General features: G+C 74.3%; 18 protein-coding genes. 15 read left to right on the top strand and 3 right to left on the bottom strand.

All coding sequences use genetic code 11. From position 1 onward, the window contains the following. The first annotated feature begins 49 nt into the window (after window positions 1-49). The 4 genes from secD to WHI96_RS11660 all read left to right on the top strand — a co-directional run bounded on the left by secD (window position 50) and on the right by WHI96_RS11660 (window position 5,925). Window positions 50-1,795: a protein translocase subunit SecD gene (gene secD, locus WHI96_RS11675; protein WP_345653153.1), complete on the top strand. Its 1,746-nt coding sequence runs from the start codon at window positions 50-52 to the stop codon at window positions 1,793-1,795. Next, window positions 1,792-2,946: a protein translocase subunit SecF gene (gene secF / locus WHI96_RS11670; RefSeq protein WP_251782353.1), complete on the top strand. Its 1,155-nt coding sequence runs from the start codon at window positions 1,792-1,794 to the stop codon at window positions 2,944-2,946. The genes secD and secF overlap by 4 nt, the downstream gene beginning before the upstream one ends. After that, window positions 2,943-3,518, top strand: coding sequence for an adenine phosphoribosyltransferase (locus WHI96_RS11665; protein ID WP_208823688.1), 576 nt, complete (start codon window positions 2,943-2,945; stop codon window positions 3,516-3,518). The genes secF and WHI96_RS11665 overlap by 4 nt, the downstream gene beginning before the upstream one ends. 121 nt (window positions 3,519-3,639) lie before the next feature. Continuing rightward, window positions 3,640-5,925 (top strand): RelA/SpoT family protein, encoded by a 2,286-nt coding sequence (locus WHI96_RS11660; RefSeq protein ID WP_251782968.1) that lies wholly within the window; start codon window positions 3,640-3,642, stop codon window positions 5,923-5,925. 39 nt (window positions 5,926-5,964) lie between these two features. On the opposite strand, the gene WHI96_RS11655 is transcribed toward WHI96_RS11660, so the two are convergent. Continuing rightward, the gene (locus WHI96_RS11655; protein WP_345653164.1) at window positions 5,965-6,816 is read right to left on the bottom strand and encodes a peptidylprolyl isomerase; all 852 of its coding nucleotides are present in this window, start codon (window positions 6,814-6,816) and stop codon (window positions 5,965-5,967) included. A 136-nt stretch (window positions 6,817-6,952) separates the two neighbouring features. Between WHI96_RS11655 and hisS the strand changes: the two genes are divergently transcribed. Together hisS and WHI96_RS11645 are read left to right on the top strand one after the other, a co-directional pair. Continuing rightward, a complete protein-coding gene (gene hisS, locus WHI96_RS11650; RefSeq protein ID WP_345653167.1) occupies window positions 6,953-8,254 on the top strand; it encodes a histidine--tRNA ligase in 1,302 nt (433 codons plus the stop codon). Window positions 8,255-8,261: 7 nt separating this feature from the next. Further along, the gene (locus WHI96_RS11645) at window positions 8,262-8,801 is read left to right on the top strand and encodes a class I SAM-dependent methyltransferase (protein WP_345653169.1); all 540 of its coding nucleotides are present in this window, start codon (window positions 8,262-8,264) and stop codon (window positions 8,799-8,801) included. Here WHI96_RS11645 and WHI96_RS11640 read toward each other — a convergent pair whose 3' ends face one another. Continuing rightward, a complete protein-coding gene (locus WHI96_RS11640) occupies window positions 8,802-10,223 on the bottom strand; it encodes an amidohydrolase family protein (protein WP_345653172.1) in 1,422 nt (473 codons plus the stop codon). Window positions 10,224-10,351: 128 nt separating this feature from the next. On the opposite strand from WHI96_RS11640, the gene WHI96_RS11635 reads away from it, so the two are divergent. The 4 genes from WHI96_RS11635 (at window position 10,352) to WHI96_RS11620 (ending at window position 14,044) form a co-directional block, all read left to right on the top strand. Next, window positions 10,352-11,161, top strand: coding sequence for an IclR family transcriptional regulator domain-containing protein (locus tag WHI96_RS11635; RefSeq protein ID WP_345653175.1), 810 nt, complete (start codon window positions 10,352-10,354; stop codon window positions 11,159-11,161). Between the two features lie 74 nt (window positions 11,162-11,235). After that, window positions 11,236-12,387 (top strand): CaiB/BaiF CoA transferase family protein, encoded by a 1,152-nt coding sequence (locus WHI96_RS11630; protein WP_345653178.1) that lies wholly within the window; start codon window positions 11,236-11,238, stop codon window positions 12,385-12,387. After that, window positions 12,384-13,181, top strand: coding sequence for a citryl-CoA lyase (locus WHI96_RS11625; RefSeq protein WP_345653181.1), 798 nt, complete (start codon window positions 12,384-12,386; stop codon window positions 13,179-13,181). The genes WHI96_RS11630 and WHI96_RS11625 overlap by 4 nt, the downstream gene beginning before the upstream one ends. After that, on the top strand, window positions 13,178-14,044 hold the full coding sequence (locus tag WHI96_RS11620) for a dioxygenase family protein (protein WP_345653184.1): 867 nt from the start codon (window positions 13,178-13,180) through the stop codon (window positions 14,042-14,044). The genes WHI96_RS11625 and WHI96_RS11620 overlap by 4 nt, the downstream gene beginning before the upstream one ends. A gap of 15 nt (window positions 14,045-14,059) precedes the next feature. Here WHI96_RS11620 and WHI96_RS11615 read toward each other — a convergent pair whose 3' ends face one another. After that, entirely contained in the window at window positions 14,060-15,595 is a 1,536-nt protein-coding gene (locus WHI96_RS11615; protein ID WP_345653187.1) for a YibE/F family protein, read from the bottom strand. A 109-nt stretch (window positions 15,596-15,704) separates the two neighbouring features. Here WHI96_RS11615 and WHI96_RS11610 point away from each other — a divergent pair, with 109 nt between their 5' ends. The 5 genes from WHI96_RS11610 (at window position 15,705) to WHI96_RS11590 (ending at window position 22,679) form a co-directional block, all read left to right on the top strand. Next, window positions 15,705-17,705 carry an intein-containing Rv2578c family radical SAM protein gene (locus tag WHI96_RS11610; RefSeq protein ID WP_345653190.1) on the top strand — a complete coding sequence of 667 codons (2,001 nt, stop codon included), beginning with the start codon at window positions 15,705-15,707 and terminating at the stop codon, window positions 17,703-17,705. A gap of 58 nt (window positions 17,706-17,763) precedes the next feature. Next, complete coding sequence (gene aspS, locus WHI96_RS11605) at window positions 17,764-19,557, top strand: aspartate--tRNA ligase (RefSeq protein ID WP_345653193.1); 1,794 nt, start codon at window positions 17,764-17,766, stop codon at window positions 19,555-19,557. After that, complete coding sequence (locus WHI96_RS11600; protein WP_345653196.1) at window positions 19,558-20,499, top strand: DUF389 domain-containing protein; 942 nt, start codon at window positions 19,558-19,560, stop codon at window positions 20,497-20,499. 11 nt (window positions 20,500-20,510) lie between these two features. After that, complete coding sequence (locus WHI96_RS11595; RefSeq protein WP_345653199.1) at window positions 20,511-21,707, top strand: hypothetical protein; 1,197 nt, start codon at window positions 20,511-20,513, stop codon at window positions 21,705-21,707. A gap of 96 nt (window positions 21,708-21,803) precedes the next feature. Next, window positions 21,804-22,679, top strand: a complete 876-nt coding sequence (locus WHI96_RS11590) for a GDSL-type esterase/lipase family protein (protein WP_345653207.1) — start codon at window positions 21,804-21,806, stop codon at window positions 22,677-22,679. Window positions 22,680-23,044: the final 365 nt, after the last annotated feature.

Genomic DNA, 23,044 nt, shown 5'->3' with positions numbered 1-23,044 from the left:
GTGAGGCCGGCCGCGGCCGCCGCACGAGTCGGATCAGGAGAACGATCACGTGGCAACGTCGTCGGGGCAGCAGCACCTGCGCCCCTGGCGCTACCTGACGGCCTTCGCAGGCATCGTCGTGGTGCTGTACGCCCTGGTGTTCCTCACCGGGGGCGGCAACCTCACGCCGAAGCTGGGCATCGACCTGCAGGGTGGCACCCGGGTCACGCTCACCGCCCGCACCACCGACGGGCAGCCGCCGCCGCGTGACCAGCTGATCCAGGCGCAGGACATCATCGAGCAGCGCGTCAACGGGCTCGGTGTCAGCGGCGCCGAGGTCCAGCTGGACGGCAGCAACATCGTCATCACCGTCCCCGGCGACGCCGGCGAGCAGGCCCGTTCCCTGGGCCAGACCGCGCAGCTGCGCTTCCGCGAGGTGCTGCAGGGCCCCGTTCCCGCGAACCAGGCCGCCGGGCAGCAGCCCGCGCCGGGCCAGGACGCGCAGTCCGGCCAGGCTCCCGCGAGCAAGGCCCCCGCGAGCCCCGCCCCGGCGCAGCCGCAGGGCATGGGCGAGCAGAGCCGTCCCGTCGCGCCGGTCGCGCAGGTCTCGCCGCTGCAGGACCCGCCGCCGACACCCGTACCGTCCCCGACGCCGAGCCCGGGCGGGCTCGCGCCGGACGACCCGCGCGTCGCCGCCGAGGTCACGAAGCTCCGCGAGACCCGGCAGAGCACCGACCAGGCCACCCAGCTGCAGGCGCTGTTGACCCTGGACTGCAACGCCCCCGACCCGCTGCAGGGCTACGACGACCCGACCAGGCCGCTGGTCGCATGCAGCGAGGATAAGCAGAACAAGTACCTGCTCGGCCCGTCCTTCCTGGAGGGCACCGAGATCGCCTCCGCGCAGGCCGCACAGGATCAGCGGGGGGCCGGCTACGTCGTGGACCTGACGTTCAAGCCCCGTGGTACGGAGATCTGGGCCGACTACACCACGACGAATCGTGGCAAGGCCGTCGGGTTCACGCTCGATACCGAAGTCGCTTCGGTGGCAACAATCAATGAGCCAATCTATGGAAATACCCAAATCTCCGGGCAGTTTAGTCAGGAGCGGGCCCAGGACCTCGCTCGAACATTGCGTTACGGCTCGCTGCCGCTGTCGTTCGACTCCGGCAACGCCCAGACCGTCTCCGCCAGCCTCGGGCTGGCCTCGCTGGAGGCCGGGCTCATCGCCGGTGCCGTCGGCCTGGCGCTGGTGTTCGCCTACTGCCTGTTCTACTACCGGCTGCTCGGCATCCTGACGATCCTGTCGCTGGCCCTGTCCGGCCTGGTCGTCTACGCGGTGCTGATCCTGCTCGGGCGCTGGATCGGGTTCACCCTGGACCTGGCGGGCGTCGCCGGGTTCATCATCGCCATCGGCATCACGGCCGACTCGTTCGTCATCTTCTTCGAACGGCTCAAGGACGAGATGCGGGACGGCCGCACGTTCCGCTCGGCCGTCCCGCGGTCCTGGGAGCGGGCGCGGCGCACGATCCTCACCGCCGACGCGGTCAGCTTCCTCGCCGCCGCGGTGCTCTACATCCTGGCCGTCGGCGAGGTCCGCGGTTTCGCGTTCACCCTGGGCATGTCCACGGTCCTCGACCTCGTCGTCGTGTTCCTCGTGACCTTCCCGCTGGTCGTGCTCATCTCCCGGTCGACGTCGCTGGGCAGGCCCGGGCTCTCCGGGCTCGGCGCGGTCGACCGCATCGGGATGCGGCACCGCCGTGAGAAGCCGGCCGTCGGCAGGCGTGCGGCCACCACCGGGAAGGGAACGGGCGCATGACGAACCCCGAGTCGCTGTCGGGCTGGACCCGGCTCACCACCGGCACCGCGAACGTCGACATCATCGGCCGCCGGAAGACCTGGTACATCGGCTTCGGCGTGCTCATCGCCGTCTGCGTGCTGTCGCTGGTCTTCCGGGGCTTCAACCTCGGGATCGACTTCACCGGCGGCTCGCAGATCCAGCTGCCCGCCACCGGGGCGAACGGCACGATCAGCACCCAGCAGGTCGACCGGGTCTACGAGGGCGTGATCGGCTTCGCGCCCGAGGTCACCCAGTCCGTCGGGTCCGGCGACGCCGCGTCGATCGTGCTGCAGTCCGAGCCGCTGACCCCCGAGCAGCTCGTGCCGCTGCGCGAGGCGCTGTTCACCCAGCTGCAGCCGCTCGGCGCGGACGGCACCCCGAGCGCCGCCTCGATCAGCGACTCGCAGGTCTCGGGCACCTGGGGCGGCGAGGTCACCACGCAGGCGCTGATCGCGCTGGCGGTGTTCATCGTCCTGGTCACGCTGTTCCTGGCGTTCTACTTCGAGCGGGCGATGGCCGCCGCGGCGCTGATCGCGCTCGTCAACGACATCGTCGTGACCGCCGGGGTGTACTCGATCATCGGGCTGGAGGTCACCCCGGCCACCGTGATCGGTCTGCTGACCATCCTCGGGTTCTCGCTCTACGACACCGTCGTCGTGTTCGACAAGGTCCGGGAGAACTCCCGCGGGCTGCTGAAGTTGACCCGGCGCACCTACGCCGAGGCCGCGAACCTCGCGCTGAACCAGACGCTGATGCGGTCGATGAACACCTCGCTCATCGCGATCCTGCCGGTGCTCGGCCTGCTCGTGATCGGTGTCGGTCTGCTCGGTGTCGGCACGCTGGCCGACCTGGCACTGGTGCAGCTAGTCGGCATGATCACCGGTGTCGTCTCCTCGCTGCTGCTGGCCACCCCGGTCCTGGTGGACATCAAGCTGCGCGACAAGCGGGTCCGCGACCAGGCCGCCCGGGTCGAGGCGCGTCGTGCCCGCGCGGCCGGCCGGGGCGGGACGGCCTCGGACGTCGAGGACGATCCGGCCACCGATACCCTCGCCGCCGTGAGCTCCTCCGCACCCGCCGCCCCGCGGCCCGGCGCCCGCCCGACCGGCAAGACCGGACGGCGTCGCGGATGAGCGGGGCACAGGTCGACGGCATCCGGGTCGGGCCCGGGATCACCGGGGACTCCGCGGACGACCTGCTCCGGGTCGCCGAGCTGGTCCGCTCGGTACCCGACTACCCGCAGCCCGGGGTGCTGTTCCGTGACATCACCCCGGTGCTGGCGCACGGGGAGTCCTTCGCGACCGTCACCACCGAGCTGGCCGCCAACGCGGGCGAGGCGGACCTGGTGGTCGGGGTGGAGGCGCGCGGGTTCCTGCTCGGCGCCGCCGTCGCGCTCGTCGCCGGGGTCGGTACCGTGCCGGTCCGCAAGGCGGGCAAGCTGCCCGCGGTCGCCGCGTCGCGCAGCTACGACCTGGAGTACGGCAGCGCCACCCTGGAGCTGCCGGCCGGGGTCGTCGAGCCGGGCACGCGGGTCTACGTGGTCGACGACGTGCTCGCCACCGGCGGCACCGCCGCGGCCGCCTGCGCCCTGCTGGCCGACGCCGGGGCCGAGGTCGTCGGGTTCGGCACGCTGCTGGAGCTGGCCGCGCTGAACGGCCGGGCGAAGCTGGGTGACCTGCGGATCGACGCCCTGCTGAACGCCTGACCACGACGGGCCCCGATTCGCGGACTATCCTCGGACCCGGGACCCTTCCCGCCACCGAGCACGAGCAGGAGGTGCGGTGACCGAGGTCGACCGGACCGGCGCCCATCCGGCCACGCGCCCGCTGACGCCCGACGACGAGCCGCCGCGCCCGTCCGCGACCCGCCGGGTCCGTGCCCGCATCGCCCGGCGGATGACGCCGCAGCGCGTCGCCATCGTGACCCCGGTGCTGGAGCCGCTCGCCGCGGTCCACCGCTCGCTGCACCCCAAGGCCGACCTGGTGCTGCTCCAGCGCGCCTACGACGTCGCCGAGGACAAGCACGACGGCCAGACCCGCAAGTCCGGGGACCCCTACATCACCCACCCGCTCGCCGTCTCCACGATCCTGGCCGAGCTGGGCATGGACACCACGACGCTGGTCGCGGCCCTGCTGCACGACACCGTCGAGGACACCGACTACTCACTGGAGCGGCTGCGCGCCGACTTCGGCGACGAGGTCGCGCACCTCGTCGACGGCGTCACCAAGCTCGACAAGGTCGAGTTCGGCTCCGCCGCGGAGGCCGAGACGATCCGCAAGATGGTCGTCGCGATGGCCCGGGACCCGCGGGTGCTGGTCATCAAGCTGTCCGACCGGCTGCACAACATGCGCACGATGCGCTTCCTGCGCCCGGAGAAGCAGGTCAAGAAGGCCAACGAGACCCTCGAGGTGTTCGCCCCGCTCGCGCACCGCCTCGGCATGGCCACGGTGAAGCTGGAGCTGGAGGACCTGTCCTTCGCGATCCTGCAGCCCAAGAAGTACCAGGAGATCGTCCGGCTGGTCGCCGACCGGGCGCCCTCGCGCGACACCTACCTGCGCCAGGTCATCGACGAGGTGTCCGCGCAGCTGGACTCCGCGCGGATCCCGGCCAAGGTCGAGGGCCGACCGAAGCACTACTACTCGATCTACCGCAAGATGATCGTCAAGGGCCGCGACTTCGACGACATCCACGACCTCGTCGGGGTCCGGGTGCTCGTCGACGAGGTGCGCGACTGCTACGCCGCGATCGGCATGGTGCACGCGCTGTGGCAGCCGATGCCCGGGCGGTTCAAGGACTACATCGCCCAGCCCCGGTTCGGCGTCTACCAGTCGCTGCACACCACGGTGATCGGGCCGGACGGCAAGCCCCTCGAGGTGCAGATCCGCACCCACGCCATGCACCGCACCGCCGAGTACGGCATCGCCGCGCACTGGCGGTACAAGGAGGTCAAGGGCGGCGGCAACAAGGAGGTCGAGGTCGAGGAGATGGCGTGGATGCGCCAGCTGCTCGACTGGCAGCGCGAGGCCGCCGACCCCGGCGAGTTCCTCGACTCGCTGCGCTTCGACCTCGCCGCGCGGGAGATCTTCGTCTTCACCCCGAAGGGCGACGTCGTCACCCTGCCCACCGGCTCCACCCCGATCGACCTGGCCTACGCCGTGCACACCGAGGTCGGGCACCGTTGCATCGGCTCCCGGGTCAACGGCAAGCTCGTCGCCCTGGAGCGGCAGCTGTCCTCCGGCGACGTCGTGGAGATCTTCACCTCCAAGGCCGAGGACGCCGGGCCGTCGCGGGACTGGCTGCAGATCGCGAAGTCCCCGCGGGCCAAGGCCAAGATCAAGCAGTGGTTCGCCAAGGAGCGCCGCGAGGAGGCCGTCGAGGAGGGCAAGGAGGCCATCACGCGGGAGGCCCGACGCACCGGGATGCCGCTGCAGCGGCTCATCTCCGGCGACGCGATGTCCGCGCTCGCCCGGGAGATGCACTACTCCGACGTCTCCGCGCTCTACGCCGCCGTCGGCGAGCACCAGGCCAGCGCCCAGCACGTCGTGCAGCGTCTCGTCGCGTGGTTCGGCGGCGAGGAGGAGGCCGAGGAGGAGCTCGCCGAGCGGGCGACGCCGTCGACGGTCCGCCACCGGCGTCCGTCGGGCAACGCCGGTGTCGTCGTCAGCGGCGAGGACGGGCAGGCCCTCGGCGACCTCTACATCAAGCTCGCCCGCTGCTGCACCCCGGTGCCGGGCGACGAGATCCTCGGGTTCGTCACCCGCGGCGGCGGGATCAGCGTGCACCGCACCGACTGCACCAATGCCGGGGACCTCACCGCGCGCGAGGAGCGGCTGGTCGACGTGACCTGGTCGGTGTCGCCGGAGTCGGTGTTCCTGGTCGCGATCCAGGTCGAGGCGCTCGACCGGCACCGGCTGCTGTCCGACGTCACGAAGGTCCTGGCCGACGAGAAGGTCAACATCCTCTCGGCGACGACGACCACCTCCCGCGACCGCGTCGCGATCTCCCGGTTCTCCTTCGAGATGGGCGACCCGAAGCACCTCGGGCACCTGCTCCATGCGGTGCGCAACATCGAGGGCGTCTACGACGTCTACCGGGTCACCAGCGCGGCCTGACCCCGGCCCGCCCCACCCGGGGGCGGACCGGGGAGCCGGTCAGCCGAGGGTGGTGCGCTGGATCTCGACCGGGATGCTCGGCACGCCGTCACCGGAGCCGACGGACTCGCCGCCCTTGGCGACCTTGTCCAGCGTCGCGAGGCCCTCGGAGCCGATGGAGCCGAACACGGTGTAGCTCGGCGGCAGCTGGGCGTCGCCGTAGATCATGAAGAACTGGCTGCCGTTGGTGTCGGGGCCGGCGTTGGCCATCGCGAGCAGCCCGCGGCCGTAGGTGAGGCCGGGGAACACCTCGTCGGCGAAGGAGTAGCCGGGGCCGCCGCGCCCGCTGCCGCTCGGGTCACCGCACTGGAGCACCTGCAGGCCCGGGCTGGTCGTCAGCCGGTGGCAGGAGGTCCCGTCGAAGTAGCCCTGCTGCGCCAGGCTCTCGAAGCTCTTGACCGTGCACGGCGCCAGGCCGCGGTCCAGCGTCAGGTCGATCGGGCCCGCGCTGGTCTGCAGGTCCGCCGTGACCGTCCCCTGGGCCGGGGTGGAGCCGGCCGCCGGCGGGTTCACCGGCTTCGAGGCGGGCTCGGGGGACTTCGGGTAGGTGCAGTCCACCGACGCCGGCAGCGCCGTCGGGCGCGTGGGCAGCGGCACGGTCGGCCGACCGGCGGTGTCCGGGCCGTCCCCGGCGGGCGCCGGCGCCGCGGCGCTCTGCCCGGCGGCGTCGGAACCGCCCCAGGCCGAGGTCAGCGCGTACACCCCGACCGCGGCCAGCACCACGACCAGCACCGTCACGACGGCCGCGATCGTCGTGTTCCGCTTGCGCTGCTGCTGCCGCTGCGCCCGGTGGGCCTGCTGCGCCTCCAGCTTGCGCTTGGCCGCCTCCCGGCGCTGCTCGTTCGTCGCCACGTCCCGCCCAACTCCCTGACTTGATCACTCGTACGCGCGGTGAGGGTATCGGGGCGACCTGGGGAGAAAGCTGAGAGACACCGGTTCTAGGCTGGAGGACCCCCGACATGATCCCCGGAGAGGACGTGCAGCAACCGTGACCGCCACCGAGCCGCAGGTGGGCCGGGCCCGCAGGCCCGAGCCGTTCGCCGCGCCGAAGGGCATCCCCGAGTACCTCCCGCCGTCCTCGGCCGGGTTCGTGCACGTGCGGGACACCCTCGCCGCCGCCGCCGAGCGCGCCGGGTACGGCCACATCGAGCTGCCGGTGTTCGAGGACACCGGCCTCTACGCCCGCGGGGTGGGGGAGTCCACCGACGTCGTCTCCAAGGAGATGTACACCTTCGCCGACCGCGGCGACCGCTCGGTGACGCTGCGCCCCGAGGGCACCGCGGGCGTGGTCCGTTCGGTGATCGAGCACAACCTCGACAAGCAGGGCCTGCCGGTCAAGCTCCGCTACGCCGGCCCGTTCTTCCGCTACGAGCGGCCCCAGGCCGGGCGCTACCGGCAGCTCCAGCAGGTCGGTGTGGAGGCGATCGGGGTGGACGACGCAGGCCTGGACGCCGAGGTCATCGCGATCGCCGACGAGGGCTTCACGGCCCTCGGCCTGACCGGCTACCGGCTGGAGATCACCTCGCTGGGCGACGCCGAGTGCCGCCCCGCCTACCGCGCGCTGCTGCAGGACTTCCTCGCCGGGCTCGACCTCGACGAGGCGACCCGGGCCCGGGCGGAGATCAACCCGCTGCGGGTGCTCGACGACAAGCGCCCCGAGGTCCGCGCCGCGATGGCCGACGCGCCGCTGCTGATGGACCACCTGTCCGACGCCGCCGCCGACCACCACGCCCGCGTGCTGGCCCACCTCGACGACCTCGGCGTCGCCTACACGTCCAACCCGCGGATGGTGCGCGGCCTGGACTACTACACCAAGACCACCTTCGAGTTCGTCCACGACGGCCTCGGCGCGCAGTCGGGCATCGGCGGCGGCGGCCGCTACGACGGCCTGATGGCGACCCTCGGCGGACCGGAGCTGTCCGGCGTCGGGTTCGGCATCGGCGTCGACCGCACGCTGCTCGCCTGCCGGGCCGAGGGTGTGCAGCCCTGGTCGGAGGCCCGGGTCGAGGTGTTCGGGGTGTCCCTCGGCGACGCCGCGCAGCGCCGCCTCGTCGTGGTCGCCGCGCAGCTGCGGGCCCGGGGCCTGCGGGTCGACCTGGCCTACGGCGGCCGGGGGCTCAAGGGCGCGATGAAGTCCGCCGACCGGTCCGGCGCGCGGTTCGCGCTGGTCCTGGGGGACCGGGACCTGGAGAACGGCACCGTCGGGCTCAAGGACCTCGTCTCCGGCGAGCAGCAGGACGTCCCGCTGGACGCGGTCACCGACGCCGTCGTGACCGCCCTGGCGGGCTGAGGCCGCGGTGGCGGCCTCGGACCGCGAACGCTGGGACGCCCGGCACACCGCCGCGGGGGCCGGGTCGCCGCTCCCGCCGGACGCGCTGCGCGGACGCACGGACCTGCTCCCGTCCTCGGGCCGGGCGCTGGACGTGGCCTGCGGGCGCGGCGCGGTCGCGGTGTGGCTGGCGATGCGGGGGCTCGACGTCGTCGCCGTCGACGTGTCCCCGGCCGGGCTCGCCGCGGGCGCCGGGCTCGCCGCCGCCCACGACGTCCGGGTGCGCTGGGTGGAGGCCGACCTCGACGCCGGCTTCCCCCGCGACGACGACCGCTACGACGTCGTCGTCTGCCAGCGGTTCCGCGACCCGGCGCTCTACCCGGCGCTGCGTGCCGCGCTCGCCCCGGGCGGGCTGCTGGTGGTCACGGTGCTGTCCGAGGTCGGCGACGCGGGCGGCCCGTTCCGGGCGGTGCCCGGTGAGCTGACCGCCGCGTTCGCCGGCCTCGAGGTCCTCGCCCACGGCGAGGGCAACGGCGAGGCGCACCTGGTGGCCCGCCTCTCCGCCTGATCAGCCGCCGTGCGTGGCCGCGCTGCGGTAGTCGGTGTAGGTGTAGGGGTTGTCGAGGACCTTGGTCTCGGGGATCTCGGGGTTCATCCCGGCCTGCCAGGCCGCCTCGCCCATCGTGGCGCGCAGGTGCTCGACGGTCGCGGTGACCGCGGTCCGCGCGGCGGCGAGGTCGACGTCGACCAGGCGCCCGTCGCGCTTCACCACGCGCCCGTCCACCAGGACGGTGTGCACGTCGCCGCGCTGGGCCTGGAACGCGACGTGACCGTGCGGGTTGAGCAGCGGGAACGACACCGGCGAGTGGTCGTTGCGCAGCAGCACCAGGTCGGCCTTCCTGCCGACCTCGACCGAGCCGAGGTCGGACCCGCGCCCGATCGCGCGGGCCCCGCCCCGGGTCGCCCACTCCACGACCTGCTCGGCCCGCAGCGACGAGTGGGTGACGGTGTCCCCGCGCGCGTGCGCCTCCAGGTGCTCGCGGGACCGGTCGGCGCCCAGCGTGGTGCGCATCGCCGAGAACAGGTCCGCGCTCCACCACATGGAGGTGTCCATCGACAGCGACACCGGGATCCCGTGCTCGCGCAGCGCCCAGGTGGGCGGGTAGCCCTGCCCGGCGCTCTGCTCGCTCTCGGTGGACACCGACACCGAGCCGCCGGTGGCGGCGATCCGGTGGTAGGAGTCCGCGGACAGGGTCGCGGCGTGCACGTAGACGGTGTCCGGGCCGGCGAAGCCGTGCTCGTGCATGAGCCGGACGCCGTCGTCGTCGGTCGCGCCCCACACCCCGGCGTGCGTGGTGACGCCGACGCCGAGCTCGCGGGCCACCTCGAACGCGGGGCGCTCGGGGAACGCCGGGTCACCGGTGACGTCGAAGGCGAGCTGGAAGCCGAGCATGTCGTCGCCGGGGGTGATGCGCCGGGACACGAACTCGCGGAACCCGGGGTCGGCGGTCCAGTTCGCGGGGGCGTCGTGGATGTTGCCGTAGGCGAGCACGAACCGGCCCGCGGTGGAGGCCAGGGCGTCGACGGCGGCGTCGGCGTGCTGCGGGGTCTGCAGCCCGTGCGACCAGTCGACGGTGGTGGTGACGCCCGCGTCGAGGGCCTCCAGTGCGGCGAGCAGGTTCCCCGCGTGGATGTCCTCCGGGCGGAAGATCCTGCCCCACTCCAGGTAGTTCCAGACGAAGTACTGGGTGAGCGTCCAGTCGGCGCCGTACCCGCGCAACGAGGTCTGCCACATGTGCCGGTGGGTGTCGACCATGCCGGGCATCACGATCCCGCCGGTCGCGTCGATCTCCTCGGTGCCCTCGGGCACCTCCAGGCCGACCCCGACCGCGGCGATCCGGTCACCGGTCACCAGGACGTCGTGGCCGGACAGGACCGTCCGGCCCGTATCCACGGTCAGGACAGTCCCGTTGCGGAAGACGACGCTCATCGACGCACCCCTCGACTTTGCGGACAAACGTCCGCTGTGCGGACATCGCACGGACGGCGGCCACTGTCGCGCACCCTTCTCGGGCTGTCAACGGCCGGGTCGCGGGGGTGTCCGGCTACCGTGGGCCCATGGCACGCGACGGGACCGGCCCGGACTTCATCGAGGCGCTCGCCCGCGGTCTCGAGGTGATCACCGCCTTCCGGCCCGGCCGGGCGGAGATGACCCTCGCCGACCTGGCCGGCGCGACCGGGCTCGCCCGCCCGACCGTGCGCCGGGTGCTGCTCACCCTCACCGAGCTCGGCTACGTCCGTTCCGGCGAGCGCGGCTACGCCCTCACCCCGCGGGTGCTGGACCTGGGTGTCGCCTACGTCCGGTCGACCGGGCTGTGGGACGTCGCCCGGCCGCACCTGGAGCGCCTCGTCGCGCGGACCCACGAGTCGTGCTCGATCGCCCAGCTCGACGGCAGCGACATCGTCTACGTCGCGCGGGTCGCGGTACCCAAGATCGTCGCGCTGTCGGTGCAGATCGGCACCCGGTTCCCGGCCGCGTCGACGTCGCTGGGGAAGGTCCAGCTCGCCGCGCTGGCCCCCGAGGAGCTGGAGCGGGTGCTGGCCGAGCCGTCGCGCTCCGGGCTGACCCCACGGCACGCCCCGGCGGCCGCCGAGCGCGACGCCGAACTGCGCGAGGTCCGCGCCCGCGGCTGGGCGATGACCGACGAGCAGCTCGCCCCGGGCATCCGCTCGGTCGCCGCCCCGCTGCGCGACGGCGAGGGCCGGGTCGTCGCCGGGGTCAACGTCAACTGCCACGCCGCGGAGACCTCGCTGGAGACCCTGCTCGAACACCACCTGCCGCTGCTGCTGCAGGCCGCGGGCGACATCAGCGCCGACTTCGCCCGGCTCGCCTCCGCGCCGCACGTGACGGTGTCGGCCACGGCTTGACCGCCGCCCGCGCCCGGGGTCACGATCGTCTGGCGGACACTCGTCCGCACAGCGATCACTGCGGAGGGACACCGATGGCGGAACCCGGAACCGGCGGGCCGCTCGACGGCGTGCTCGTCGCCGACTTCTCCCGGATCCTGGCCGGGCCGTACGCGACGATGCTGCTGGCGGACATGGGCGCCGACGTCGTCAAGGTCGAGGGACCGGCGGGCGACGACACCCGCACCTGGACCCCGCCCGAACGCGACGGCGAGGCCACCTACTACCTCGGCATCAACCGGGGGAAGCGGTCGATCGCGCTCGACCTGCGCGACCCCGGCGACCTCGCCGCGGCCCGCGAGCTCGCCCGCCGCGCCGACGTCGTCATCGAGAACCTGCGGCCCGGCGGGATGGCCCGCTTCGGGCTGGACCACGCCTCCGTCGCCGCCGACAACCCGGGCGTCGTCTACGCCTCGATCTCCGGGTTCGGCTCCGGCGCGGGCGCGCACGTGCCCGGCTACGACCTCATGGTGCAGGCGATGTCCGGGCTGATGAGCCTGACCGGGGACCCGGACGGGCCGCCGTACCGGGCCGGGATCTCGGTGTTCGACGTGATGGCGGGCAACCACGCCGCGATCGGCGTCCTCGCCGCGCTGCGCCACCGCGACCGCACCGGCACCGGCCAGCACGTCGAGGTCAACCTGCTGTCCTCCGCGCTGACCGGGCTGGTCAACCACAGCTCCGCCTGGGTCGCGGGCGGGACGGTGCCCTACCGGATGGGCAACGCCCACCCCTCGGTGTTCCCCTACGAGCCGATGCCCACCGCCGATGACGACCTGATCGTCGCCGCGGGCAACGACGCCCAGTTCCGCAGGCTCTGCGGCGTGCTCGGGGTCCCCGCCCTCGCCGACGACCCGCGCTTCGCCCGCAACGCCGACCGCACGGTCAACCGGGAGGAGCTGCGCCCGCTGCTGGTCGAGCGGCTCGCGACGAAGGGCGCCGTCGAGTGGTTCGAGCTGCTCACCGCCGCCGGCGTGCCGTCCGGGCCGATCCAGACCATCGACGGCGGGTTCGCGATGGCCGAGCGCTTCGGGCTCGACCCCGTCGTCACCGTCGGGGACGGCGACCGCGCGGTGCCCACCACCCGGCACCCGGTCCGGTTCTCCGCCACCCCGGCCGTCTACCGCCTCCCCCCGCCGCGGCTCGACGAGCACGGCGCCGACCTGCGGAAGTGGCTCGACTCATGACCTACCCGACCGCCCTGGGTGCCTCGACGAAGGACACCATCACCCTGCTCGGCCACGACCTCGCCGACGACGTCATGGGCTCGGTCGGGTTCGGCGAGCTCGCGTTCTGGCTGGCCACCCAGCGCCGGCCCACCCCCGGCGAGACCCGGGTGTTCGAGGCGGTGCTGGCCGCGCTGGCCGACCACGGGTTCACCCCGACCGCGATCGTCACCCGGCTCACCCACCTGTCCGCGCCGGACTCGGTGCAGGGCGCGCTCGCCGCCGGGCTGCTCGGTGGCGGGTCGCGCTTCCTCGGCGTCACCGAGGACTGCGGCCGCTTCCTGCACGACCACCTGCCCGCCGAGCGCCCGACCACCGACGACGGCTGGGACGCCGTCGCGCTGGAGATCGTCACCGCCCAGCGGGCGGCGAGGCGGTTCGTGCCGGGCCTGGGGCACCACGTCCACAAGGACGGCGACCCCCGCACCCCGCGGCTGTTCGCGATCGCCGCCGAGGAGGGCCTGCTCGGCGACCACCTGAGCCTGTTCGCCGCGATCGGCCGGGTGCACCCGCAGGTCCTCGGCCGCACCCTGCCGCTCAACGGCGCCGGGGTCTGCGGCGCCGCGCTCGCCGACCTCGGGCTGCCGCTGGAGCTGCTGCGCGGCTTCGCCCTGCTCGCCCGCACCGCGGGCCTGATCGGCCAGCTCGCCGAGGAGCTGCGCCACCCCGTCGCCAACGAGATCTTCCTGTCGGTGGACCTGCACAACCGGTCCGTCGACCCCGACCCGTACCAGCCCGAGGGAGACCTGCGATGACGCAGCCCACCGTCACCGAGGACACGATCACCGACACCGCCGTCGCGCGCTGGGCGACCGCGCACGACCCGCGCACCGCCGAGCTGATGACGGCCCTGGTGCGTCACCTGCACGACTTCGCCCGCGAGACCCGCCTCACCGAGGACGAGTGGATGGCCGCGGTGCGCTGGCTGACCGCCACCGGGCAGATCTCCGACGACAAGCGCGCGGAGTTCATCCTCGCCTCCGACGTGCTCGGGCTGTCGATGCTCGTCGTCCAGCAGAACCACCGGCTCGACCCGGCCGCGACCCCGGCGACGGTGCTGGGCCCGTTCCACATCGACGGCTCCCCGGAGAAGGCCTCCGGCGAGGACATGTCCGACGGGCTGCCCGGCGACCCGCTGTTCGTGCACGGCAGCGTCCGCGCGCTCGACGGCACCCCGGTGACCGGAGCCGTCCTCGACGTCTGGCAGTCCGACGCCGACGGCACCTACGAGGCCCAGCTCGACGTCGACGAGGCCCGGCTGCGCGCGAAGTACACCACCGGCGACGACGGCCGCTACTGCCTGCGCACCATCGCCCCGCTCGGCTACGCCATCCCGATGGACGGCCCCGTCGGCGACCTCGTCTCGCGCACCGACATCAGCCCGATGCGGCCCGCGCACATCCACTTCCTGCTGGCCGTGCCCGGCTACGAGCCGCTGATCACCCACCTGTTCCGGGAGGGCACCGAGTTCCTCGACTCCGACGTCGTGTTCGGGGTCAAGCGCGAGCTCGTCGTCGGCTTCACCCGCCGCGGGCCCGGCCCCACGCCGGACGGCGGGCACAGCGAGGTCCCCTGGTACGAGGCCCGCTACGACCTCGTGCTCCAGCCCGCCGGGTAGGTCGCCGGACCGGACTCAGCGCCGGCCGACGACCAGCGCGGCCAGCCCGGTCGTCACCGGGACGGCGGCGACCAGCCCGATGCTGCCCACCAGGGTCCGCACGATCTCGGTCGCCACGTCCTGGCTGGTGAGCACCTGGGTCACGCCGCCCGCCGCCACCGTGAACAGCAGCAGCAGCGGGAGCGCGGCGCCGGCGTAGGCCAGCACCAGGGTGTTCACCGCGGACGCGACGTGGTCGCGCCCGATCCGCATCCCGGCCGCGAACAGCTCGCGCACCCCCAGCTCGGGGTTCGCCGCGCCCAGCTCCCACACCGCGGAGGCCTGGGTGACGGTGACGTCGTCGAGGGCCCCGAGCGCGCCGATCACCAGCCCGGCCAGCACCAGCCCGCGCGGGTCGACCGGCACGCCGGGGCCGAGCGTGCCGATCAGGGTGGCGGTGGTGTCGTCGAGCCCGGTGAGCCGCGAGGTGACGGTGAACAGGTAGCCGAGCACCCCGATCAGGGCCAGCGAGGCCAGCGTGCCGAGCACCGCGCACGAGGTCCGCGCGGTGAACCCGTGGGTCAGGTACAGCACCACGAACATGATCAGGCAGGCGCCGGTGACGGCGACCGCGAGCGGGGAGCCGCCGGACAGGATCGCCGGCAGCACGAACCACAGCAGGACGACGAAGCTCAGCGCCAGGCTGACCAGCGCCGCGAACCCGCGCAGCCGCCCCAGCACGACGACGGCCAGCGCGAACGCCGCCGCCAGCCACCCCAGCGGGGCGCCGCGCTGGAAGTCCACGAGCTGGTAGGAGCCCGCGTCGTCGGGGTTCGCGCCCGACCACGACAGCGTGACCGGGTCGTCCACCGCGAACCGCGGCGTCGACGGCTCGTTCGGCACCAGCTGCACCAGGTCCCGTCCGGCGCGCGGCCCGTCGGACAGTGCGACCGTCACCCCGGTGCAGCGACGGTCCCCGGCGCCGGGGGAGCAGTCCGCGACCTGCACCGCGGTGACGGTGCCGTGCACCTGCTGGGTGGGCGGGATCTCCGGGACCGGGGTCGCGCCCGGCCACAGCAGGGCCACCCCGGCGAGCGTCGCGAGGACGCACGGCACGAGCAGCGCGACCAGCAGCCTGCGCACCCGTCGCCCGGCCGGGGAGGCGGCGCCGTGCCCGTGCCCGTGACCGTGCCCCTGCCCGAGTCCCCGGCCGGGGGCGGGCGGGGCCGCCGGGCCGGGTGTGGCGCCGAGGTCGGTCCGGCCGGGGCAGTCGCCCCAGCCGCCCGGGTGCCCGGGATGGGGGATCGGACCGGTCTCGGCGCCGTCGGCCGGGTCCGTCGCCGCGCCGCCCGCCGGTGCGGGCCCGGGGCGGTGCTCCACGGGGGGCGGACGGCGCGGGGCCGGAGCGTGGCGGGCCCGGTGCCGCGCCGGTTCGCCACCCGGGAGCCGGTGCCCGCCCGAGGCGCCCGGGGGCCGGTCCTCGGCGCGCCGCCGCCCACCCGTCCGCGGGGCGGCGGGCCGCCCGCCGTCGGGGGCGGACGGGTCGCGCGGGACGGGCGGGGGCGGGGGCACGTCCGCATCCTCGCAAACGATCTTCGACTTGCGGGGTGCCGTTCGCCCGGACGCGACCGCCCGGCGACGACCGGTTGCCCGTCGTTCGAACTTGTGTTCGACTCGACCCGTGCGATGGGACGGACAGCAGGTCGGGGCGGACGGTGTCGGGAACGCGACGGCACTGCCGGGGATGCGGGGGTTGCTGCGCTCGGTGCGCACGCCCGGGTTCGCGGACACGGTGTTCCACGAGGTCGAGGCGCGCTCGGTGCTGAACCGGGTGCCGTCGTCGTCACCGGTGCCGTTCGGCTGGACGGTCAACCCCTACCGCGGCTGCTCGCACGCGTGCACCTACTGCCTCGTCCCGGAGACCCCGGTACTCACCGCCGACGGCCGGTCGCGGCCGATCGGGGAGCTGCGCCCGGGCGACGAGGTGGTCGGCACCGTCACCGACGGCGGCGGTCGGCGCCGCTTCGTCCGCACCCCGGTGCTCGCGCGCTGGTCGACGCGGCGCCGCGCCCAGGAGGTGACCCTCGACGACGGCACGCGGCTCGTCACCTCCGCCGAGCACCGCTTCCTCACCACCTCCGGCTGGGCGCACGTGCGACCGGGGCGCTGCCGGGCCTCCGCGGACCGGCCGCACCTGAGCCCGGGGACGGCGCTGGTCGGGCCCGGTGCGGCCGCGGTCCCGGGCGGGGCCCGGCCCGACGGATACGCCGAGGGCTGGCTGTGCGGGCTGGTCCGGGCCGACGCGGTGCGCGGCCGGGTGCGGGCCGAGCCGTTCCCGACCGGCTGGGTCGAGCTGGAGGCGCTCGCCCGCGCCCACCACCTGCTGACCGCGCGGCCGGTGCCCGTGGCCGCCGGGGTGCTCGCGGCGCCCGCCCCGTCGCCGACGGAGTGGCCGCAGCGGCCCGCCCGCGGCTGGTCGGCCGGGTTCGTCGGCGGGATCGTCGACGCCTGCGGTGAGGTCTCCGCCGGGGTGCTGCGGATCGTGCCCGGCGACGAGGAGCTCGCCCGGGCCTGCGTCGACGCGCTGCGCCGGCTCGGGTTCCGGGTGGCCTCGGAGCCGTCGGCCCGGCCCGGGGTGCGGGCGCTGCGGGTGCTGGGCGGGGTCGCCGAGCAGTTGCGGCTGGTCGCGGTGACCGACCCGGCCGTGGCCCGGGTGCGCGACGTCGGTGGCGCCCGCGTCGAGGAGCCGCCCGGGGGAGCGCCGCGGGTGGTGGCCGTCCGCGACACCGGCACCCTCCGCCCGATGGTCGACATCACCACCGGCACGGGGGACTTCGTCGCCGCCGGGGTGGTCAGCCACAACTGCTTCGCCCGCACCACCCACACCTACCTCGACCTCGACGCGGGCGCGGACTTCGACTCCCAGATCGTGGTCAAGGTGAACGTCGCGCGGGTGCTGGAACGGGAGCTGGCCCGGCCGTCGTGGCGGCGCGAGCACGTCGCGATGGGCACCAACACCGACCCGTACCAGCGGGCGGAGGGCCGCTACCGGCTGATGCCCGGGGTGATCACCGCGCTGGCCCGCTCCGGCACACCGTTCTCCGTCCTCACCAAGGGCACCGTGCTGGGCCGGGACCTGCCGCAGCTCGCGGCCGCGAACGCCGACGTCCGCGTCGGCACCGGGGTGTCGATCGCGCTGCTGGACCGGGAGCTGCAGTCGCACCTGGAGCCGGGCACCCCGAGCCCGCGGGCCCGCCTCGACCTGGTCCGCCGGATCACCGACGCCGGCCTGCCCTGCGGGGTCATGGTGGCCCCGGTGCTGCCGTGGCTGACCGACTCCACCGAGGCCCTCGACGCCCTGCTGACGGAGATCGCCGCCGCCGGGGCGAGCCGGGCCACGGTGCTCGCGCTGCACCTGCGTCCCGGGACCCGGGAGTGGTTCCTGGCCTGGCTGGGGCGGACCCACCCCGCGCTGCTGCCGCGTTACGAGCGGCTCTACCGCGGCGGGGCCTACGCCACCCGCGACTACCGCGGTGCCCTGGCCCGGCGGGTCGCCCCGCTGCTGGCCCGGCACGGCCTGGACCGGCCCGAACCGAACCCGCGCGACCCGGGGTGGACCCGGCAGCCGGTCGCGGCGCCGCGGGCTGCGGAGCCCGGGGACGGGCAGCTGAGCCTGCTGTGAGAACCCGCCGGAAACCTGGTGGCAGGCGGCCCGGGGGGTGCCGATAGCCTTGACCGCCGTGATGCGAACCCACCCCGTCGGCACGCTGCGTGCCGAGAACGCCGGCCAGACCGTGACCCTCGCCGGATGGGTGGCCCGCCGCCGCGATCACGGTGGCGTGATCTTCATCGACCTGCGGGACCGCTCCGGATCGGCCCAGGTCGTGTTCCGCGAGGGCGAGATGGCCGAGCGGGCCCACCGGCTGCGTTCCGAGTTCTGCATCCAGGTCGTCGGCGAGGTCGTCCGCCGGCCCGCGGGCAACGAGAACTCCGACCTGCCGACCGGCGACATCGAGGTCACGGTCACCGCGCTGACCGTGCTGTCGGAGTCCGCGCCGCTGCCGTTCCCGATCGACGAGCACACCGGCGTCGGCGAGGAGATCCGGCTCTCCCACCGCTACCTGGACCTGCGCCGTTCCGGGCCCGCCGCGGCGATGAGGCTGCGCAGCGACGTGAACAAGGCCGCCCGCGACGTGCTCGCCGCCGAGGACTTCATCGAGGTCGAGACGCCGACCCTGACCCGGTCCACCCCGGAGGGCGCGCGCGACTTCGTCGTCCCGGCCCGGCTGCGCCCCGGCTCCTGGTACGCGCTGCCGCAGAGCCCGCAGCTGTTCAAGCAGCTGCTCATGGTCGGCGGGCTGGAGCGGTACTACCAGATCGCGCGCTGCTACCGCGACGAGGACTTCCGCGCCGACCGCCAGCCGGAGTTCACCCAGCTCGACATCGAGATGAGCTTCGTCGAGCAGGACGACGTCATCGCGCTCGCCGAGAAGGTCCTCACCGCGCTGTGGCGCCTCGTCGGGTACGAGATCGAGGCCCCGATCCGCCGGATGCCCTACGCCGAGGCGATGGCCCGCTACGGCTCGGACAAGCCCGACCTGCGCTTCGACATCGAGCTCACCGAGCTCACGTCGTACTTCGCGGGCACCGGGTTCCGGGTCTTCCAGAACCCCTACGTCGGCGCCGTCGTCATGCCCGGCGGGGCGTCGCAGCCCCGCAAGGTGCTCGACGGCTGGCAGGAGTGGGCCAAGCAGCGCGGCGCCCGCGGGCTGGCCTACGTGCTGATCGGTGAGGACGGCCGGGTCGACGAGCGTGGCCCCGTCGTCAAGAACCTGTCCGAGGCCGAGCGGTCCGGGCTGGCCGAGGCCGTCGGCGCGCACCCCGGCGACTGCATCTTCTTCGCCGCCGGCAAGCCCGCCGAGGCCCGCGCGCTGCTCGGTGCCGCCCGCGGCGAGATCGCGCGGCGGACCGGTGCGATCGACGAGTCGGCCTGGTCGTTCGTCTGGATCGTCGACGCGCCGCTGTTCGAGTCGGCCGCCGACACCGACGACGTCGCTGTCGGCGGCGGTGCGTGGACCGCGCTGCACCACGCGTTCACCTCGCCGACCCCGGAGTGGATCGACACGTTCGAGAAGGACCCGGGCAACGCCCTGGCCTACGCCTACGACATCGTCTGCAACGGCAACGAGATCGGCGGCGGCTCGATCCGTATCCACTCGGCCGACGTGCAGAAGCGCGTCTTCGAGATCATGGGCCTGTCCGCGGAGGAGGCGCAGGAGAAGTTCGGCTTCCTGCTCGACGCCTTCTCGTTCGGCCCGCCGCCGCACGGCGGGATCGCGTTCGGCTGGGACCGGATCACCGCGCTGCTCGCCGGCGTCGACTCGATCCGCGAGGTCATCGCGTTCCCGAAGACCGGTGGCGGGTTCGACCCGCTGACCCAGGCCCCGGCGCCGATCACCGCCGCCCAGCGCAAGGAGGCGGGCGTCGACGCCAAGCCCGAGCGCGCCCCGGAGAAGTCCGGCCCGGCCGCGTAGGTGCTGCACCTGCGGGTGGTCTGCCCACCCGGGCGGACGGTCGAGGTCCGCAGCGTCCTCGACGCCGAACCCGGGGTGGCCCACCTGGTGGTCCACCCCGGGGTGGCGGTGCACCCGGCCGGTGACCTGGTCGAGGCCGATGTCGCCCGGGAGTGCGCCGACGACCTGCTGGGCCGGCTCGCCGACCTCGGCGTCGACCACGACGGCGGCATCACCCTCGAACAGCTCGACACGGTGCTGTCCGACCGGGCCGACGCCGCCGAGGAGGCCGCGCCGGGGGACGGGGCCGACGCCGTCGTCTGGGACGAGCTGATCCAGCGCACCGGCGAGGAGTCGCGGCTGTCCGCGACGTTCCTGACCTTCCTCACCATCGCCTGCCTGCTCGCCGCCGTCGGCGCGGTCACCGACTCGCCGGTCACCGTGGTCGGGGCGATGGTGCTGGGCCCGGAGTTCGGCCCGATGGCGGCGATGGCGATCGGGCTGGTGCTGCGCCGCCGCGACCTGGTCTCGCGCGGTGCGCTCGCGCTCGCCGCCGGGTTCCCGCTGGCGATGGCCGTCACCGCCGTCGCGACCCTGGTGTTCGACCTGCTCGGCTGGTTGTCCTCCGCCGGGCTCGACGACCTCGAGCAGATGGACTTCATCTACGAGGTGGGGCCGTTCTCGCTGGTCGTCGCCGTGCTCGCCGGGGCGGCCGGGATGCTGTCGCTGACCTCGGCGCGCTCGTCGGCGCTGGTCGGGGTGTTCATCTCGGTGACGACCGTCCCGGCAGCCGCCTACGCCTCGGTCGCGGTGATCGAGGGACGCTGGAGCGAGGCGGCCCAGTCGGTGCTGCAGCTGGGGGTCAACCTGGTGGGCGCCATCGGTGCGGCGGCCGCGGTGCTGGTGCTCGCCCGTCGCGGATCGCGTCGTCGGGGCGCGGACCGCGCGCTCTCCGACGGGTAGGGTCCCCTTCGATGACCGATCCGCAGTCGACTCCCGGCGCGGTCGCGGCGGTGGCCGGGGCCGCGCGGTTGCTGTCGCGGCGGGCGGGCTCGGAGGTCGAGCTGTTCGAGCCCGAGGACCTGGGCGGCAGCGGCCGTTCCGTCGTCGCCCGGGCCCGGATGGCGAAGAACCCGTTCTCCGACCGGCGCAGCGTCGTCGTGAAGCACTACGCGCCGCCCGAGGACGGCACGGACCTGGCGTCGGACCCGTTCCGCTACGAGGTCGCGTCCTGCCAGCTGTTCACCGCGCTGCCGAGCGACGTCCGGCCCAGCCCTGTGATCATCGCGCACGACCCGGTGCAGCGGCTGCTCGTACTGGAGGACCTCGGCCGCAGCCTGACCCTGGCCGACAAGCTGTTCGGCCCGGACCCCCAGGCCGCCCGGACCTGCCTGCTCGGCTGGGCCCGCGGCCTGGGCCGGATGCAGGCCGCGACCGCCGGCCGGGAGGGCGACTTCGGGGCGCTGCTGCGCCGGCTGGGGGAGAAGGCGCGCCGGGACCCGGTCGCCGACCAGGCCCGCGCCGCGCTGGCCGGTCTGCCGGAGCTGCTGGCCGGGATCCTCGGCGTCGAGGTGCCGGAGATGGCGCTGTTCGAGGCCCAGGGCGGGGTGCGCCTGCTCGGCGGCACCGGGTTCCGTGCGTTCAGCCCGTCCGACACCTGCCCGGACAACAACCTGGTCACCAGCCGCGGGGTGCGGTTCGTCGACTTCGAGTGGGGCTGCTTCCGCGACGTCGTCCTCGACGCCGCCTACGTGCGGGTGCCGTTCCCCGGCTGCTCGTCGAGCTTCGCACTGCCCGACGCCGTCGCCGGCGCCATGCTCGACGCCTGGCGGGCCGAGGTCGCGCCGGTGTGGCCCGAGCTGGACGACCCCGAGCTGCTGGAGTCGCGCCTGGCCGACGCCCAGGTGCTGTGGGTGTGGTGGTCGACCTGGCTGCTGCTGCCGCGGGTGCCCGAGCGCGACGGGCCGATCGGTCCCGACGCCGGGCGGTCCCCGCGGACCTCCACGGCGCTGCGGCACTACTGGCGGGGGCTCGGCGCCACCGCGGAGGCGACCGCCCGGCCCGGCACGGCCGCGCTGGCCGAGGCCGTGGTGACCGCGCTCGACACCCGCTTCCCGGACGCGTCGTCGACGCTGCCGCTGTTCCCCGCCTTCCGCGGCGGCGAGTGGTAGGGCCCCGCCCCGAGAGTTCCCACGGCGGTACGGGACCCGTCACCGGTTGCACACGGAGACGGTGGCTGCGGCGGTGATCGTGTCGGCGTGTCCCCGATGACCGCGCGCCCGTCCGTCGTCGATCCGGTCCTGCGCCCCGTCCGTCCCGTCGCCGTACCGCGCGCGACCGGGCGGCCCGTCCGGCACCTCGTGCTGCTGGGCGACTCCACCGCCGTCGGGCTGGGTGACCCCCTGCCCGGCGGTGGCTGGCGTGGGTTCGGGCCGCTGCTGCGCGACGCCCTCGACGACCCCGCCCATCCCGGCTCGGTCCGGCTGGACAACCACGCCCGGACCGGGGCGCGGATGGCCGACGCACGGCACGGGCAGGTGCCCGCGGCCGCGGCGTCGGGGCCCGACGTCGTCGTACTGTGCGCCGGGATGAACGACACCCTGCGCTCGGACTTCGACCCGGCCGCGATCCGGCGGGACTGCGCCGAGTCGCTCGAGCTGCTGCTGCGGGCCGGTGCGACCGTGCTGCTGCTCCGCTTCCACGACCACGCGCGCGTCTGGCCGCTGCCGGGACCGCTGCAGCGGGCGCTCGCCGCCCGGATCGCCGCCCTGAACGGGGCCGTCGACGGGGCGGTGGCCGACGCGGTCGCCACGACGGGACGGTCCGCCGTCGGGATCCTCGACCTCGACACCGTCGGCAGCTACGACCCGGCGGCGTGGAGCGTGGACCGGTTGCACCCGTCCGAGCTCGGGCACCGGTTGCTGGCGCGTGGGTTCGCCGCGCTGCTCGGCGCCGCCGGGTTCGCGGTGCCGGGGGAGATCGGGCTCACCGCCGCCGGTGGGCGGGAGGTGACGGCCTGGCAGCGGGGGGCGTGGCTGGTGGTGCAGGGGGTGCCGTGGCTCGTGCGGCGGTCCCGGGACCTCGGACCGGTGATGGTGCGGGGGCTCGTGGAGGGGGCGCGGGCGCGGACGATGTCCGCCTGATCCCGGCGACCCGGTCGCATTCGATCACCGCGGGTCGGCCGCCGTGGTCGGGCCCGGCGCGGTCCGGGGGAGCACCGGCCGACGTCAGCCCCTGAGCACGTCCGCTGGTCGCCGACCGTCCCGAGACATCGCACCACCTCACGGAGCACCATCGTTGCAGTTCACGAATTCGCGATAGCGAACGGAAACTAGCAATCGAACACACGTTCGATTATCGTCGATGGTGTGACCGCCACCCAGGAGCCACCCGCCCACGCCACCGGCGTGCACGGCGGCGGGTTTCCCTCCGGTGACCTCACCCTGCTCCGGTTCCTCGTCGAACAGGCCCTCAGCGCCGACACCTGCGCGTTGTCCGAGTCGGAGTT

The sequence above is a fragment of the Pseudonocardia tropica genome (assembly GCF_040105315.1).
In the GTDB taxonomy this organism is placed as follows: Bacteria; Actinomycetota; Actinomycetes; order Mycobacteriales; family Pseudonocardiaceae; genus Pseudonocardia; species Pseudonocardia alni.
The sequence above is the reverse complement of the archived record's forward strand: the minus strand, read 5'-3'. Positions and strand labels throughout refer to the sequence as shown.